The organism is Variovorax sp. H27-G14 (genome assembly GCF_046156345.1).
GTDB lineage: Bacteria > Pseudomonadota > Gammaproteobacteria > Burkholderiales > Burkholderiaceae_C > Variovorax.
The window spans coordinates 120,360-136,729 of record NZ_JAYLVN010000010.1 but is presented as its reverse complement, the minus strand read 5'-3'; the positions used below and the strand labels follow the sequence as shown (position 1 = coordinate 136,729).

The window sequence follows — 16,370 nt, the reverse complement described above, 5'->3', positions numbered from 1 at the left end:
TGTTCATGGCTTTGCACCCGGCTCCGGCGGCGTGAGGGACACGACCATGCTGGCGTTGCCCTTCAGCGCGCCCACGGGGGTGTTGATGAGCGTGGCGTCCTTGCTGCGCTGCCCCACGGCACCTGCGGTGCTGCGGAAGCCGCCCTGCGCCAGGCCGAGCTCGATGCGGTCCTGCTGCGGCTGGGCAGCGTCGTAGCTGTAGCGCGTCACCACCAGCATGGACTGCGGCTGCAGCGTCAGCTCGGCGCCGTCGCTGAACTTCAGCTGCGCGTAGGCGCGGCTCTCGGTGGTGAGGGTGTCGCCCTGGCGAATCGGTGAGTCCACCGCCAGCAGCCGAGTGGCGCCCTGCGCGCTGCGCACGGCCAGGATGCCCGACAGGTTGGTGACAGTGCCGACCACCTGTGCCTGTGCCTGTGCCTGTGCCTGTGCCTGTGCCTGTGCCTGTGCCTGTGCCTGTGCCTGTGCCTGTGCCTGTGCCTGTGCGGTGGGCGCCAGCGCAAGCAGCGGCAGCAAGCACAGAAGGCCAGCGATGCGTGATGTCGATTTCATGGTGCGTGCACTCCTCAATTGCAATACATCTTCTTGGCGGGCCCGGTAGCCGCCGGGAGAAACGTCTCCGACGTATCCAGCGTAGACGGCGTGCCGGTCACGGTGGCGATGATCACGTTGGTCGCCTGCTGCACCGGCTTCACCGGCTCCGATGCCGTCGGCGGCGACAGCACCTGGCACAGCGCCGAGTTGGGCGCGAAGGTGCAGATGTCGGCCGAAGGAGGTGGGGCAGGCGTGGGCGCCGGTGGGGCCACGGCGACCGGCGGCGGCGGCGACAGCACCTGGCACAGCGCCGAGTTAGGCGCGATGGTGCAGATGTCGGCCAAAGGCGGCGGGGTCGGGGCGGGGGCGGGGGTCGGGGCGTGCGTGGATGACGGTGGAGTCACGACGACCGGCAGCGGCGGCGGCGGGCACCCTTGCAGCAGGGGGCTCACGGTGCACATGCCGGGCGTCGGCAACACCGCGTTGCAGCCAGGCAGCGCGCTGTTGGCCACGCATTGCGCCAAGGTCGGCAGCACGATCGCGCAACCGGGCAGCGCGGCGTTGTCGCTGCAGGCGCTCAGCGACGGCAGCACCACAGTGCAGCCGGGCAGCGCGCTGTTGACCACGCACTGCGCCAAGGTCGGCAGCACGGCGGCGGTGGCGCGCGCCACGGTAGCGCCGCCCGCCGGGTAGCTCACGCTCAGCGTGCCGGTGCTGCCGGCCGACGCGAGCGCGGGCGCGTTGACCTGCGCAAAGGCACCGCCGCTGCCCGGCCCACGCGCCACCACGAAGTCGGCCATTGCGCCGTTGACGGGCATGAAGCCGCCGAGCACGCCCAGGTTCAGCGTGCCGCCCAGCGTGGCCGCGCCGTCCACGTCGAGCAGGTCGGCGCCGTCGCTGCCAAGCCTTATGTTCAGCACGCCGTTGGCGCCCTGCACATAGCTGCCCTGCACCGCGAGCGTGCCCAGGGCCGTGGCGCTGCCGGGCGCCACGGTGCCGTTGTTGAACAGCGTGGCGTCGGCCAGCCCGATGGTGCCGCTGCCCGCGATGACGCCGTTGTTGTACAGGTCGGTGCCGCCGCTGCGCAGCGTGCCGCCGGGCAGCAGCACCACGGTGCCGTTGTTCGGGTTGTCGGCGCCCATGCGCACGCCGAGCATGCCCGCTTCGATGCGCACCGTGCCGCCCGCCAGGTTGCTGAGCGGCGCGTCAGTGGCGCCGATGCCGGTCTTCACCACCGTGCCGCTGTTCAGCAGCCGCCCGAGGGTGCTGTCGCGAAAGATCTCGCGGGAGTCCGAACCGTCGAGCGTCAACTGCAGGGTAGCGCCGGCGTCGTTGGTGATCACGCTGGTGGCCGCCAGTTGAAGCTGCGAAGCAGGCGCCACGCTCAGCACGCCGCCCGCCTTGTTGTTGAAGGCGCCGCTGCCCTGCAAGGCCAGCGTGCCGGGGCCGACACCGCCGGGCAGGCCGACGTTGACGGCGCCATAGTTGTTCCAGGTCGTTCCGTCGGTGAGCACCCAGTTCGCGTTGCCGGCCAGGTTCACCTGGTTGCGCGTGGTGAACGCATGGCCATTGCCCTGCAGGAACGTGAGCGGGCCGCCGGACAGCACGGGCGCCGTGGCGGCGATGTCCACGTCGCCCAGCAGCTTGACCGCGCCCTGCCAGGTCATGGTGCCCGCGCCAGAAAACGCAACGCCGCTGCCCAGGGTCAGGCCGTCGAGCGTGGCGTGCGCGCCGTCGGCAATCCGCAGGTTGCCGCCGAGCGTGGCCGTCTGCAGCCTCAGCTCGCCCGCGTCCACGCGCACGGTGCTGCCCGCGCTGCTGCTTACGTTGGTGTATTGCTGGTCGACCGCGGCGTTCTTGATGAGCGTGCCGTTGTTGACGATCGTGCTGTCTGAAGACGAGCCCGTCAGCACGTTGGCAAAGGTGCCCGACGTGGTGACCGTGCCGTTGTTCTCGAAGCGGGTGTTCGACTGGGCGGCCGAGATGGCACCGTCGCCGCGCACGTCGATGCTGCCGTTGTTCTTCCACACGGTCCCTTCGTACAGCGCGACCTGGCTGTCGACCACCGTGGCGGTGCCTTCGGTGGTCAGCACGCTGCCGGGCGAGCCCCGCAGGCCTGCGCCGTGCAGCACCAGCGTGTTGGCGCCTGTGGCGCCTGTGCCACCCATGCCACCGAAACTCAGCGACGTGCCCAGGCCGATCAGGTCGGCCCATTCGACGACGCCGCCGCCGGAGAAGGCGCTGCCCGCGTTGAAGTCGTGTCCGCCCGAGAACGACAGGCCGGACCCCACCGCCACGTCGAACACGCCGGTGTGCGTGCCGCCGTGGTCGAGCAGCGCCGTGCCCGTGCCCGTGCCAGCGACTGCCACCGTGCCGGCGTTGTTGAGCACGCCGGAGAGCGCCGAGCCCTCGCGGTTCAGCGCCAGCGTGGCGCCCGCCTGCACATTCACCGTGGCGGCGTTGATGGCCGAGGTGGGTGCGTTCAGCGACGTGGTGCCGCTTACGATGTTCAGCGTGCCGTTGCCATTGCCGCCAACGTTTTCCGAAACGGTGAGCACGCCGCCGTGCAGGTCCAGGTTGGCGCCGAGCTGCACCGCATGGTCGGCGCCGGTGTCGTCGTTGCGCTGGTTGCTGTTCAGGTTGAGCGTGAGCGCGCTCGCCTTGCTGGTGATGGGCGCGCTGATGACGATGTTGTTGCTGGCGTTCAGCGTGAGCGCCGAGGCCAGGCTGCCGGTCTTGTCAATGGCCGCCAGCACGGTGATGTCGCCGGCTTCACTGGTGTTGATGCCGGTGGTGATGCTCACGTCGGTGCCCGCATCGAGCTGCGCCGTGATGACGTCCGCGCCAATGTGCGCGCCGGTCTCGTTGGAGGTGATGGCGTTGGTGCCGGTGGTGCCACCGCTGCCGCCGCCCGCCACGATCTGGATGCTGATCGGGTCGATGTGCCACTCGCCACCGCGTCCCACCACGGGCACGTTGACCACGTCGAGCGCGCGCTGCCCCGAGGTGTCGACGTAGCCGCCGCGGCCCGCGCTGCCGGTGGCCGACACACGCCCGTCGATGAACGCCGCGCCGTCCGCATACAGCACGACATTGCCGCCGGTGTTGCCGTTGGCGCTGATGTCGGAGGCGGAGGTGGTCTTCAGGTCGCCGGACGCGCGCAGGAACACGCGCCCGCCTTCGCGCACCACGCTGTCGGCGTTGATGCTGCCGCCGTTGGTCACCAGGCCCGCCGCCAGGCCGATGCGCCCGGCTTCGGCCGCAATGCGCCCCAGGTTGGTCACCGCGCCCGGCGCGCCGGTGATGGCCACCGACACGCCCGGCGTGCCGGTGTCGACCAGCTGCACGCTCTGGCCGGCCGCCAGCAGCACCTCTCCGTTGGGCGCGTTCAGGGTGCCGGTGTTGCTCACGTTCGGCGCCACCAGGTAGATGCTGCCGCCGCTGGCCGCGGTGATGGTGCCGGCATTGCGCACGTCGCCGGGGGTGGCCACGGCGCCCGCCTTGAAGGTCAGGCGGCCCGCGAGAAAGTCGCTGTCGCTCACGTTCAGCGTGCTCGCAATGAAGCTGCCCACGTCGATGCGCGCGCCCGCGCCCACCATGATGCCGGCCGGGTTGATGAGCCACAGCGCGCCGTTGGCCTTGATCTGCCCGTAGATCTGCGAGGGGTCGCCACCGGTGGTGCGCGCCAGCAGCGCCGCGCTGCTGCCGGGCTGGCGAATGTCGACCAGCGCGCCCGCGCCCACATTGAAGGTGGCGAAGTTGACCAGCGCCTGCGACGTGGTCTGGTGGATGTTCAGCGTGCTGCCGTTCTGCACGATCGACGCGGTGCCCGAGGTGACGTTCCAGCCGGTGGGCAGCGCGCCCGGTGCGAGCTGGGCGCGGGCGGTGACGCCGGCCGCGGCGCAGAAGGCGGCGACGACGAGCGGAACAAGGCGAAAGCGGGGGCGGGGGCGGTGATGAAGCGAGCGCATGGGTGTGTGTCTGCCGTGTGGATCGTCAGAAGGGCGTCAGAAGGGCGTCGGAAGGTCAGAACGCCACCATGGCGCTCAGGTGGGCGCGCCAGTCGCCGCGCTTCTCGGTAAAGGCATTGCCGGCGTCGTTGACGCGCGCAATGTCCAGCCGCAGGTTGAAGTTGCGGCCCCATGCGTAGCGCGCGCCAACGCCCATGCTGGCCACCGTGACATGGCTGGGCACCAGCGTGCCCGCGGTGCGCTTGTTGGCGCCGTAGCCCGCGTCGTAGAAGGCCAGCAACCGCAGCTGTCCTGGCAGGCCCGCCAGGCCGGCGGGGCCGGCCAGCTCGGGCGTGTAGAGCTCGGCGTTGACGATGGCGCCGCTGTCGGCCGCCACCGCGCGCTCCTGGAAGCCGCGCACCAGCTGCAGCCCGGTCAGGCCGAACTGCTCGCTCGCCACCAGCGGCGCGTTGGCGTACTGCGCGCTGGCGTTCAGCCGCACCTGCCAGTCGTTCGACAGGCCCTTGAACCACGAGGCCGCGCCGCGCAGCACCACGAAGCCGTCGTGCGTGTCGCGGTTGCCGGAGGTGAGGTACGAGTAGCGGTCGGTGCGCCCGTCCACGTTGGTGTAGCGGGTGCCGCTGGCCATGTTGCGCGCCAGGCCCAGACTGTAGCCCAGCGTTTCGCCCACGCTCTCGCGCTGGCCGATGTAGGTGAGGCTCAGCGGCGCGGTCACGTAGGGCACGCAGGCGGCAATTGGCGGCGTCGGCGGGGCGATGCTGACTTCTTCGCCGCCCAAGTCGCAGCGCGAGTCGATGCGCTTGCGGTCGATGCCCAGCACCAGGCGGGCGCTGTGCTCGCCCTGGCGGCCCAGGAAGTGGTTGAAGCGCAGGCCGTAGATGTCGCCCTTGCCGGTGAAGCCCAGCACGCCGCCCAGCGTGGGCGAGCTGGCGGGCGAGTTGGCGCTGGACTTGCCGTAGACCAGGTCGATGCTGTCGCCCATGCCGTACAGCGGAATGCGGTAGCCCAGCGAATACAGCGCCAGCCGCATGCCCGAGGGGCTGTCGGGCGAGGTGGTGTATGCCAGCGTGCCGACCTGGTCGCGGTCGAACAGGTTGGCATGCTGCAGCGCCACGCCGGTGCGCCAGCGCCCGCTGGACGAGGTGCCGGTGTTGTCCAGCGTGCCGATCACGCGCAGCGGGTTGTTGTCGGTGACCGTCACCTTGGCGTCGATGGTGCCGGGCACGGCACCGTCGGCCAGCGACACGCCGACCTGCTTGGCCGGGCTGTCGTTGGCCAGCTGCACCGACGCGGAAACCGCGCGCAGGTCGGGCACGCGGCCCGGCTGCAGCGACGGCAGGCTGGCGCGGATGTTGTCGGCGCTGAAATACGCGTTGCCGCTCACGGTGACCGTGCCGATCACCGCCTGTGTCACCTTCAGCGTGACGGTGCCGCCGGTGAGCTCCTGCTCGGGCACCGAGACCCGCACCGTGGTGTAGCCGGCCTGCGCATAGGCCTGCTGCAGGGCGTCGACGGCGCGCTGAATGTCGCCATAGGCACGGCCCGGGCCAGCCATGGCGCCGACCAGGTGCTGCACTTCGGCGGGGCCGAGCAGCGTGTCGCCCTCGACCTGAAAGCGCGCGATGTCGAAGCGCTCGGCCTGCGCATGGGCGGCCAGCCCGGTGAATGCGGCAAGGGCCAGGGTCAGGGCCTGGGTAAGGGCCTGGGCCCGGGTTGAGGCCACGCCGCATCGAACCCACTGTCTCGTCAAGCTTCGGCTCATTTCTTCTTCCACGGAACACCGGAGGGCTGAACAAATGAGGCACGAGGCAGCGATGTCCAGAATCGCCGGCAATGGTAATTAGGCGTAAACGAAAGTGTGAGATAACGGCCAAAACGGGGCCGGAATACCCAGTTTTGTTTCAAATTGTTGCCGCAACACAACGCAAAAAGCGCTGTGACCCGGTTGCGCGCGGACTCGAATTTCAGTCGGGCGTGGCGTTCAGTTGCAGCATCAGGTCACGGCTCACGGCGTCCATGCCAACCACCTCCACCACGCTGCCGTGCTTGCGCAGCCGCTCGACCACCTTCTTCAGCGCGGCCACCGCCGTCACGTCCCAGAAGTGCGCCTGCGACACGTCGATGCGCACTGGCGCGCCGCCGATCTCGCGCACGTCGAAGGCGTCCACCAGCATGTCGGCGGAAGCGAAGAACACCTGGCCGGTGACGCGGTAGACGCGCTCGCCGCCTTCTTCCTGCGGCGCATGCACCTTCAGCAGCCGCGCCACCTTGAACGTGAAGAACACGCCGCTGAGCATCACGCCGACGGCCACGCCGGCCGCCAGGTTGTCGGTGGCCACGGTGACCGCCACCGTCGCGAGCATCACCGCGCTGGACATGCGCGGGTGCCGCACCATCGCGCGCAGCGAGCCCCAGTCGAAGGTGGAGGCCGACACCATCACCATGATGGCCACCAGCGCCGCCACCGGCACCTGCGACACCCAGGGCTTGAGCAGCACCATCAGGATCAGCAAAAACGCGCCCGCGAACAGCGTCGACAGCCGCCCGCGCCCGCCGTAGCGCACGTTGCTCACCGTCTGGCCGATCATTCCGCAGCCGGCGATGCCGCCGAAGAAGCTGGCTGCCACATTGGCCACGCCCAGGCCGCTGCATTCGCGGTTCTTGGCGCTCGGCGTGTCGGTGAGCTCGTCGACCACGCTGGCCGTCATGAGCGACTCCAGCAGGCCGACCATCGCAATGGCGAAGGCGGGCAGCGCGATGATGCGCAGCGTGTTCAGCGTGAGCGGCACGTCGGGCAGCGCAAAGGCCGGCAGCGCGCTGGGCAGTTGCCCCAGGTCGGCCACCGTCTTCAGCGGCAGGCCCAGCCAGTGGCCCACCAGCGTCACCACCACGATGCACACCAGCGGCGACGGCACCGCCGTGGTGAGGCGCGGCAGCAGGTAGATGACGGCCAGGCCGAGCCCCACCATGGCCCAGGTGGCGGTGTTGGCGCCGATGAAGTGCGGCATCTGCGCCGCAAAGATCAGGATGGCCAGCGCATTGACGAAACCGGTGCGCACCGACGACGACACAAAGCGCATCAGCACACCCAGGCGCAGCAGGCCGAACACGATCTGCATCGCGCCCGCGAGCACACCGGCCGCCAGCAGGTACGGCAGGCCGTGCGCATGCACCAGCGGCGCGGCCACCAGCGCCACCGAGCCGGCCGCGGCCGACACCATGGCCGGCCGCCCGCCCGTGAAGGCGATGACGATGCCGATGACAAAAGAAGCGAACAGCCCGACCGCCGGATCGACACCGGCCACGAAGGCGAAGGCGATGACTTCGGGAATGAGCGCGAAGGTGGCGACGGCGCCGGCCATCAGCTCGCGGGGAATGCTCGGGCACCACTCGGTGCGCAGGCGACTGCGTAAGGAAGACATGGGGAGGAAAGGAAGCAGCCCGCATGCCGCCGAAGAAACGGTGCGGGTCTAGAACAAGACGCGGGGCCGGCGTGCGGCCCCGAGGGTGTCGCGGCGGCCGGGGCCGCATGCGTGTGGCGGCGGCCCAGGCCGCCGCGTGTCACTGCGCTGGCGTCAAGGAGGCGTCGGCCGCGAGCAGCCCGACTGCCGGCGGCGAATGGGAAAGCGGGGCATCCTCGGGCACATGGGGCGCGATTGTAGGCAGCGGGCCTTTGCCGAGCGCGCTGCCGGCCTTCAGCCGGGCGTTACGTCACACCGAGCGCGTGATGCCGCCGTCCACCCGCAGGTTCTGCCCCGTGATGTAGCCCGCGCCTTCGGACGCCAGGAAGCCGATGACCGCCGCAATCTCGCTGCTCTTGCCGTAGCGGCCCATCGGAATGCGCGAGCGAAACTCGGCCTTCTCGGGCAGGCTGTCGATGAAGCCGGGCAGCACGTTGTTCATGCGCACGTTCTGCGCGGCGTACTTGTCGGCAAAGAGCTTGGTGAAGGCCGCCAGGCCTGCGCGGAACACGCCGGAGGTGGGAAACACCGGGTCGGGCTCGAAGGCGGCGAAGGTCGAGATGTTGATGATGGTGCCGCCGCCCTGCTGCACCATCAGCGGCGCCACCAGCCGCGCGGGGCGCACTGCGCTCAGCAGGTACACGTCCATGCCGCGGTGCCAGTCTTCGTCGCTGATGTCCAAAATGGACGCGCGCGGGCCGTGGCCGGCGCTGTTGACCAGCACGTCGACGCGGCCCCACTGGCGCACGACTTCGTCCACGAGCCGTTTGACGTCGTCGTTCGATTGGTTGGAGCCCGTGACGCCGATGCCCCCGAGTTCGGCGGCCAGCGCCTCGCCCTTGCCCGAAGACGAAAGAATGGCCACGCGAAAGCCGTCGTCCGCCAACTTGCGCGCCGCGGCCGCGCCCATACCGCTGCCGCCCGCGGTGACGATGGCTACCTTCTGATCTGACATGGTGGGGTTCCTTGGTTCAAATGAACCCCGAATTTAGCCAAGGAATGGATGGGACCGGTGGGGTGCTTGCTAAGGGCTGGTGCACAGGGCATCGGGGGATCGTTCAGGGCGCGTGCACAGGCCGCCGGGTACTCCCCTCCGCGAATGTCCCCCGCTTCGCTCCTCCTTTATTTCGCTGCGGGGAGCACCCGACGCCCTGTGCACCTGGGCACGCTGCTGGTGATCGCACGATCAACAACTGCTCTGTCCAACGCTCACGCCGATGGGGTGCCTTGCGCAGCGAAATAAAGGAGGAGGGGCGAAGCCCCGGGGGACATTCGCGGAGCAAGGCACCCCGTCGGCGTGAGCGACGCCCTGAATGCTCCCTGAAACAAGAGCACCGAAAGCAATACCTACTCGCCGATTTCCCAGCGAGGCTTGACGGGAAACGGCGCCGCGTCCTGCAACTGAAACCGCCGCAGTTCTTGGTCCAGCTGCACCTGCGAGATCAACGACCACACCTGCTCGGCCCGCGCGCGCGGCCCTGACTTGTAGGGCCGTTGTTCGACCGGCAAGCGGCTCAGGGCTTGCAGCCACGCCGCCGTTTCAGCGTCCATGAACGCCGTGACGACAGCCACGTCGGCAATGACGCGATCGGCCATTTCTTCGACCGACAAGTCCAGCTCTTCGAGCCAACTCATGTCCGCAAAGGTCTGCAGCAACTTCGCGCAGACGAAGTCGGAAAACGAAGCGTGCTCGACACGGCTCTCATCGTCGTCGTGCCACACGAAGGCCACGCCAACGCCCCCAACACCCCCTACGCCATCTTCCAACGGCACCAGGCAATAGGCATCGCCCGCACCCGACTGCGCAAACGGCAACAAGCGCCGCCCGCCCTGCCACTTCGCGTCGAGCCACCCGTCCAGGGTCTCGGCCGCTTCTGCGGCATCGGTCCATTCGAAATCGCTGAAGCTCGCCAGCACCGGTGGTCCGCTTGCCAGCAGTTGCGCCAGCAGCGCCGGAATCTCGATGCCCGTGCGGCGCGACAGGTCGTCGAAACCCATCCGGTTCAGACCGGAGGCAGCGTGGCCTGCATCGATGCGCGCTGGTTGAACGCGTCGAACCACTTCGCGCTGCTCGGTGCCTCGGCGCGCCAGTCGACCGTGGGAAAGCGAAAGTCCATGTAGCCCAGCGCGCAGGCAAAGGCGATGGTGCCGATGTCGACGCGTTCGCCGAACGACGGCGCCGCCGTCTCCAGCCATTCGAGGCCGGTGCGCACCTTGGCCAGTTGGCCGTCGGTCCAGTCGGCCCAGCGCAGTGGCTCGGGGCGCAGCACGTTCTCGTAGCGCGCGAGCAAGGCGGCGCCGGTCATGCCGTCGGCCAGCGCAAGCTCGGTCAGGCGTGCCCAGCGGTCCGCGCCCTCGGCCGGGAACATGTTGCCGCCGTGCGTGGCGTTCAGGTACTCGCAGATCACGCGGCTGTCGAACAGCACCTGGCCGTCGTCGGTGATGAAAGTGGGCACCTGGCCCAGCGGGTTCTTCGGAAGGATGCTGGCGTCGCGCGCCACCGGGCCGGCGGCGCTCGGCAGTTTCTCGATGCGCTCGGCCACGCCGAGCTCATGCGCCACGACCATGCACTTGCGCACGAAGGGGGAAGCGGGGGAGAAGAAGATTTGCATGAAGAGCTTTTCGTTCAGAAGACGTGTGTCAAACGTGGGCGTGGGCGGCGGTTTCAGCGCCGTGGGAGTGGATGTCCGGCCCGTGGGCCAGGTGCATGCCGGCCACCCAGCCGAAGGTTAGCGCAGGGCCCAGCGTGATGCCCGGCGCAGGATACTCGCCGCCCATGACCGAGTGCATGTCGTTGCCGGCCACGTAGAGCCCGGCAATGGGTGCGCCCTGCGCGTCGAGCGCGCGGGCGTTGGCGTCGGCGCGAATGCCCAGGGCGGTGCCGATGTCGCCGGGGTACACCTTCACGCCATAGAACGGCCCCTGCTTCACCGGCGCGAGGCAGGCGTTGGGCTGGTGATCAGGGTCGCCCAGGTAGCGGTTGTAGGCGTTGCCGCCCTTGCCGAACGACGGGTCCTGGCCTTGCGCGGCCAGCGGGTTGTACCTGGCCACCGTGCGCGCCAGGCCGGCCGCATCCACGCCCGCCTGCTTGGCCAGGTCTTCGAGCGTGTCGGCGCGGTAGAGGTAGCCGGCGCGCACCAGGTGTTCGCGCGCACGCCCGCCGGGCAGCGCCAGGCCCAGGCCCCACTTTTCCATGAAGGGGCTGTCGCACACCAGCAGCGCGGGAATGGCCGGGGCCTTTTCATTCGCGCGGTACATGCCGCGCACGAACTCGTGGTACGAGGTCGACTCGTTCACGAAGCGCTCGCCGCGCGCATCGACCGCAATGAGCCCGGGCTTGGCGCGGTCCCACACCAGGTGCGGATAGCGCAGCACGCTGCCGTCGGGCCGGGTCAGCAGCGACACGGGCGCCCACAGCGCCGGCCCCGCGTGCCCGGTGCCGAGCACGCCGCCGGCCTGCTGCGCCATCGCGATGCCTTCGCCGGCATTGTCTTGCGGCGACATCGAATAGGGCCCCGTGGGGGCCGGGTAGTGCTGCCCGCGCATCGCCGCGTTCCACGGAAAACCCCCGGTCGCGATGACCACGCCGCGCCGCGCCTGCACGGTCACCTCCTTGCCGTCGCGGCGCAGGTGCACACCGGTGACGGTGCCGTTGGCGTCCTGCGCCAGGCCGAGTGCCGGCGTGTCGAGCCAGAACGGAATGCCTTTGTTCAGCACGCTGTGAAAGAGCCGTGCCGCCAGCGCATTGCCCAGCAGCACGCGTGTGCCGCGGTGGTGGCCGCGCAGCCGGTCGCCGACGTAGCGCAGCACCATCTTGGCGCCATGCTTCCACGAGGCGAACGAGCGCCACACGCCGAGCAGGTGCTTCACGTCGGTCATGTTGACCATCATTCCGCCGAGCACGCAGAACTCGGGCAGCGGGTCGCGCAGGGTCTTGAAGTGCGCCCCCAGCAGCCGGCCGTCGAACTCGATGGGGTCGAGCGAGCGGCCGCCCATGGCCGCGCCGGGGCGGTCGGGGTAGTAGTCGGGCGAGTAGGTGCGCGCGGCCAGCTTCACGTCGGTGCGCTCGCGCAGGTAGCGCAGCGCGAGCGGGCCTGCGTCGAGGAAGGCGTGGCGCAGTTCTTCGTCGCCGGCCGCGCCCACGGTGTTCTGCAGATAGGTCCAAGCCTGGCTGCGCGTGTCGGGGTGGCCGGCGGCTTCCGCCTGGTCGTTGAGCGGTATCCACACCGCACCGCCCGAGATGGCGGTCGAGCCGCCGATGCGGTCGGTCTTTTCGACCACCAGCACATCGAGGCCTTCGAGCTTGGCGGTGAGCGCGGCGGCAAGCCCGCCGGCGCCGCTGCCGATGACGACGACGTCGTACGTGGTCTTGTCTTGCGGTTGCTGCGCCATCACGACCCCGAGCCGCCGAGCGACTTGCCGCCGTCGACGAAGAGCACCTGCCCGGTCACGAAGCAGGTGGCGGGCGACGCGAAGAACACCACCGCGTTGGCAATGTCTTGCGGCGTGCCGGCCGCGCCCGTGGGCTGCAAGGCGAGCTGGGCGGCCAGCCGCTCGGGCGACAGCGCGCGCAGCAGCGGCGTGTCGATGAGGCCCGGCGCAATGGCGTTGACCATGATGCCGCGCGCGGCCAGCTCCATTGCGCTGGCCCGCGTGTAGCCCACCAGCGCGGCCTTCGAGGCCACGTAGTGCGCATGGTTCTTGGCGCCCAGGTAGGCACGCGAGGCAATGTTGACGATGCGCGCGCCGTTCGCCATCTTGCGCGCGGCCTCCTGCGTGAGGGTGGCCACGGCCAGCAGGTTCACCTCGTACATGCGGCGGAAGTCGGCCGAAGTCACGTCGAGGAACGCGCGCTCGTCGAAGATGCCCGCGTTGTTGACCAGCGCGGTGAGCGGCGGCAGCGCCTGCACCATGGCGCGCACCGCGGCCTCGTCGGTGAGGTCGATGGCGCGGCATTCCACGTCGAGCCCTTCGGCGCGCAGCGCCTGCGTCTCGCGCTCGGCGAGCTCGCCGTTGTAGTCGGCCATGACCACGCGCCAGCCGTCGCGCGCCATGCGCTCCACGATGGCGCGGCCCATGCCGCTGGCGCCGCCCGTGACGAGCGCGATCTGTTTGTCTTCACTGCTGTTGTTCATGCTTGTTCCGTTGAAGCGCGGTGCTCACACCGCCAGGTAGCCGCCGTCGACCGGCAGCACCACGCCATTGACGTAGCTGGCCATCGAGGAGGCAAGAAAGACCACCGGCCCGGCAATCTCGTCGGCCTCGCCGTGGCGCTTGATGGGCACGCGGCTCAGGTACCAGTCGGTGCCGTGGTCGGTCTCGCGCTGGCCCGCCGTCATGTCGGTCACCATGAGGCCCGGCGCCACCGCGTTCACGCGCACGCCGTAGGGCGCCAGGTCGCGCGCCAGCACCTGCGTGAGCGACCGCACGCCGCCCTTGGCCACCACATAGCCGGCCGACGAAATGCCCGCGCCAAAGGCCACGATGGACGACAGGTTCACGATGTTCCCGTGCGTGCGCTTGAGCGCCGGCACGAAAGCCTGCGTGACGTTGAACACGCCCTGCAGGTTGACCGACATCACGCGGTCCCAGGCTTCGCGCGCGCCGGGCTCGTCGAACCTGGAGCGCGCGGAAATGCCCGCGTTGTTCACCAGGATGTCGATGTCGCCGTACGACGCCGCAACGCGCACCGCCAGCGCATCGACCGCCGCCGCGTCGCTCACGTCCACGCTCTCGGCGTCGGCGCGCCCGCCCGCTTCGCGGATCGACGCGGCCACCTGCTGCGCCACGTCAAGGTCGCGGTCCACCACCAGCACGTGCGCGCCTTCGCTGGCCATGCGGCGCGCAATGGCCTCGCCCAGGCCGCGCGCGGCGCCGGTGATGAGAGAGAGTTTGTCTTGCAGAAGCATGGAAAAAGTCCTTTGGTGAAGCGGCGTCAAACGCCAAGGTAGGCGCGGCGCACGGCCTCGTCGTTGGCAAGCTGCGCGGCCGGTCCGTGCAGCGAGATCTCGCCGTTCTCCAGGATGTAGCCGTAGCTGGCCACCGCCAGCGCGAGCTGCACGTTCTGCTCGACCAGCAGGATGGTGATCTTCTGTTCGCGGTGCAGCCGCTCGATGATTCCGAACATCTGCTCCACCAGCAGCGGCGACAGGCCCATCGACGGTTCGTCGAACAGCATCACGCGCGGGCGCGCCATCACGGCCCGGCCGATGGCCAGCATCTGCTGCTCGCCGCCCGAGAGCGTGGCCGCCATCTGGCCCTGGCGCTCCTTCAGGCGCGGGAACATCGCGTACACCGCCTCCAGGTCGTTGCGAATGCCCGCGCGGTCACGCCGCAGGTAGGCGCCCAGGTCGAGGTTCTCGCGCACGCTCATGTCGCGAAACACCTGGCGGCCTTCGGGCACCTGCACGATGCCGCGCTTCACCAAGGCGTCCGAGCCGAGTCGGTCGATGCGCTCGCCGCCAAGCCGCACCTCGCCCTCGGTGCAGTCCACCAGGTTGGAGATGCAGTTCAGCGTGGTGGTCTTGCCCGCGCCGTTGCTGCCGAGCAGCGCGACGATCTCGCCCTCGGGCACGTCGACCGACACGTTGCACAGCGCCTGGATGCGGCCGTACGCGGCCGAGACGGCGCGCAGGGACAACAGTGCTTCAGCCATGCGCGGCCCCCGTTGCGTTTGCTTTTCCCTTGCCCAGATAGGCTTCGATGACCCGCGCATTGCTGCCGATTTCCGAAGGCGTGCCTTCCGCGATCTTCTCGCCGAAGGCCATCACGGTGATGCGGTCCGAGATGGACATCACCAGCTGCATCACGTGCTCCACCAGCAGCACGGTGATGCCGTCGCGCGCCACCAGCTCTTTCAGCAGCCGGTCGAGGCTTTCGATCTCGCGGTTGCGCAGGCCGGCCGCGGGCTCGTCCAGGAGCAGCAGCTTGGGCCTGATGGCCAGCGCGCGCGCCAGCTCCAGCAGCTTCTGGCGGCCGAAGTCGAGGTCGCGCGCGGGCTGGTGGCGCTCGTCGGCCAGGCCCACGCGCTCCAGCAGGTGCAGCGCGAAGTCTTCGGTTTCGCGGTCGGGGCGGCGCAGCAGGCGGCCCAGCGTACGGGCGCCGCGTGCATGGGTGCCCAGCAGCACGTTCTCCAGCACCGACAGCTCGGCGAACAGCTCCAGGTTCTGGAAGGTGCGCGCAATGCCCAGCGACGCCATGCGGTGCGGCGACACGCGCGTGAGCTCCTGGCCCTCGAAGCTGACGCTGCCGCTGCTGGGCGTGTAGAAGCGGGAGATGCAGTTGAAGGTGGTCGACTTGCCCGCGCCGTTCGGGCCGATGAGCGCGTGGATGCGGCCCTGCTCCACCTGAAACGACAGGCCGTTCACCGCCTTGAGGCCGCCGAACACCACGCTGATGTCGCGCACGTCGAGGAATGCGGTCGCGCTCATGCGTGCTTTCCTTCGGGCGTTGCGGCCACGTTCATGGAGGTCGAGCGCTGCGCCTTGCGGCGCGTCGCAAACAAGGACGCCATGCCCTTGGGCAGGAACATCATGAAGAGCATGAGAATGCCGCCGTAGATGATTTCCTGGTACGACGGTGCCTGGCGCAGCAGCTCCGACGCCAGGCCGAACACGATGGCACCGGCCACCGCGCCGCGCACCGAGCCCAGGCCGCCCACCACCACCATCGTGAGGATCAGGATGGTGGTCTGAAAGCCCAGGCTCTCGGGGTGAATGAACGAGGTGAACAGCGTGTACATGCCGCCCGCCACGCCCGCGAAAGCGGCCGACAGCGCAAAGGCCGTGACCTTCACCGCGCGCGTGTTCACGCCCATGGCCACCGCCGCCACGTCGCTCTCGCGCACCGCGCGAAACGACGAGCCCAGCCGAGAGCGCGACAGCGCCAGCGTGAGCCACAGCATCAGCGCCGCGATGGCCACCACGAAGGGGTAGGCCTGCAGGTCGTTCAGCAGCTGATAGCCGCCCAGCGAGGCCGGCTTCATCTGCAGCCCGTTGGAGCCGTTGGTGACCGACTCCCAGTTCAGAAACACCCACTGCATGGCCTCGCCGAAGGCGAAGGTGGCCAGCGCCAGGTAGATGTCGCGCATGCGCAGCGCCAAGAGGCCGATGACCCAGCCCAGCGCCGCCGACAGCACCGCGCCCGCAAGAATCGACACGAAGAACGGCGGCTGCCAGTGGTTGTTGATGAGCCCGGCCGTGTAGATGCCGATGCCGAAGAAGGCCGCGTGCGACAGCGCGAACTGGCCCGTTTCGCCAATGACCAGGTGCATGCCCAGCGCGAGCACGCTGAACACCATCAGCAGGTTGACCACGTACAGCACGTAGCCGCTGGTGGTGAAGGGCAGCACCGCGAGCACCACGGCCATGCCGAGCAGCAAGGCGCGGTCCCACCAGGGGGAGGACAC

13 protein-coding genes are annotated in these 16,370 nt (G+C 69.4%); all 13 read right to left on the bottom strand.

From position 1 onward, the window contains the following. Nucleotides 1–3: 3 nt before the first annotated feature. On the bottom strand, nt 4–549 hold the full coding sequence (locus VLK31_RS22395; RefSeq protein WP_409170649.1) for a FecR domain-containing protein: 546 nt from the start codon (nt 547–549) through the stop codon (nt 4–6). 14 nt (nt 550–563) lie between these two features. Then, the gene (locus VLK31_RS22390) at nt 564–4,502 is read right to left on the bottom strand and encodes a beta strand repeat-containing protein (protein WP_409170648.1); all 3,939 of its coding nucleotides are present in this window, start codon (nt 4,500–4,502) and stop codon (nt 564–566) included. A 55-nt stretch (nt 4,503–4,557) separates the two neighbouring features. Further along, nucleotides 4,558–6,225, bottom strand: coding sequence for a ShlB/FhaC/HecB family hemolysin secretion/activation protein (locus VLK31_RS22385; RefSeq protein WP_409170647.1), 1,668 nt, complete (start codon nt 6,223–6,225; stop codon nt 4,558–4,560). 241 nt (nt 6,226–6,466) lie between these two features. Further along, on the bottom strand, nt 6,467–7,924 hold the full coding sequence (locus tag VLK31_RS22380; protein WP_409170646.1) for a SulP family inorganic anion transporter: 1,458 nt from the start codon (nt 7,922–7,924) through the stop codon (nt 6,467–6,469). Nucleotides 7,925–8,213: 289 nt separating this feature from the next. Further along, nucleotides 8,214–8,918: an SDR family oxidoreductase gene (locus VLK31_RS22375; RefSeq protein ID WP_409170645.1), complete on the bottom strand. Its 705-nt coding sequence runs from the start codon at nt 8,916–8,918 to the stop codon at nt 8,214–8,216. 392 nt (nt 8,919–9,310) lie between these two features. Then, on the bottom strand, nt 9,311–9,961 hold the full coding sequence (locus tag VLK31_RS22370; RefSeq protein WP_409170644.1) for an SMI1/KNR4 family protein: 651 nt from the start codon (nt 9,959–9,961) through the stop codon (nt 9,311–9,313). 5 nt (nt 9,962–9,966) lie between these two features. After that, on the bottom strand, nt 9,967–10,575 hold the full coding sequence (locus VLK31_RS22365) for a glutathione S-transferase (RefSeq protein WP_409170643.1): 609 nt from the start codon (nt 10,573–10,575) through the stop codon (nt 9,967–9,969). A 28-nt stretch (nt 10,576–10,603) separates the two neighbouring features. Further along, nucleotides 10,604–12,355, bottom strand: coding sequence for an FAD-dependent oxidoreductase (locus VLK31_RS22360; protein WP_409170642.1), 1,752 nt, complete (start codon nt 12,353–12,355; stop codon nt 10,604–10,606). Continuing rightward, entirely contained in the window at nt 12,355–13,098 is a 744-nt protein-coding gene (locus VLK31_RS22355) for an SDR family NAD(P)-dependent oxidoreductase (protein ID WP_409170641.1), read from the bottom strand. Before VLK31_RS22355 ends, VLK31_RS22360 begins: the two co-directional genes overlap by 1 nt. 24 nt (nt 13,099–13,122) lie before the next feature. Continuing rightward, nucleotides 13,123–13,872 carry an SDR family NAD(P)-dependent oxidoreductase gene (locus VLK31_RS22350; protein WP_409170640.1) on the bottom strand — a complete coding sequence of 250 codons (750 nt, stop codon included), beginning with the start codon at nt 13,870–13,872 and terminating at the stop codon, nt 13,123–13,125. A gap of 26 nt (nt 13,873–13,898) precedes the next feature. Next, a complete protein-coding gene (locus VLK31_RS22345) occupies nt 13,899–14,618 on the bottom strand; it encodes an ABC transporter ATP-binding protein (protein WP_409170639.1) in 720 nt (239 codons plus the stop codon). After that, nucleotides 14,611–15,393 carry an ABC transporter ATP-binding protein gene (locus tag VLK31_RS22340; RefSeq protein WP_409170638.1) on the bottom strand — a complete coding sequence of 261 codons (783 nt, stop codon included), beginning with the start codon at nt 15,391–15,393 and terminating at the stop codon, nt 14,611–14,613. Before VLK31_RS22340 ends, VLK31_RS22345 begins: the two co-directional genes overlap by 8 nt. Further along, nucleotides 15,390–16,370: a branched-chain amino acid ABC transporter permease gene (locus tag VLK31_RS22335; RefSeq protein WP_409170637.1), complete on the bottom strand. Its 981-nt coding sequence runs from the start codon at nt 16,368–16,370 to the stop codon at nt 15,390–15,392. The genes VLK31_RS22340 and VLK31_RS22335 overlap by 4 nt, the downstream gene beginning before the upstream one ends.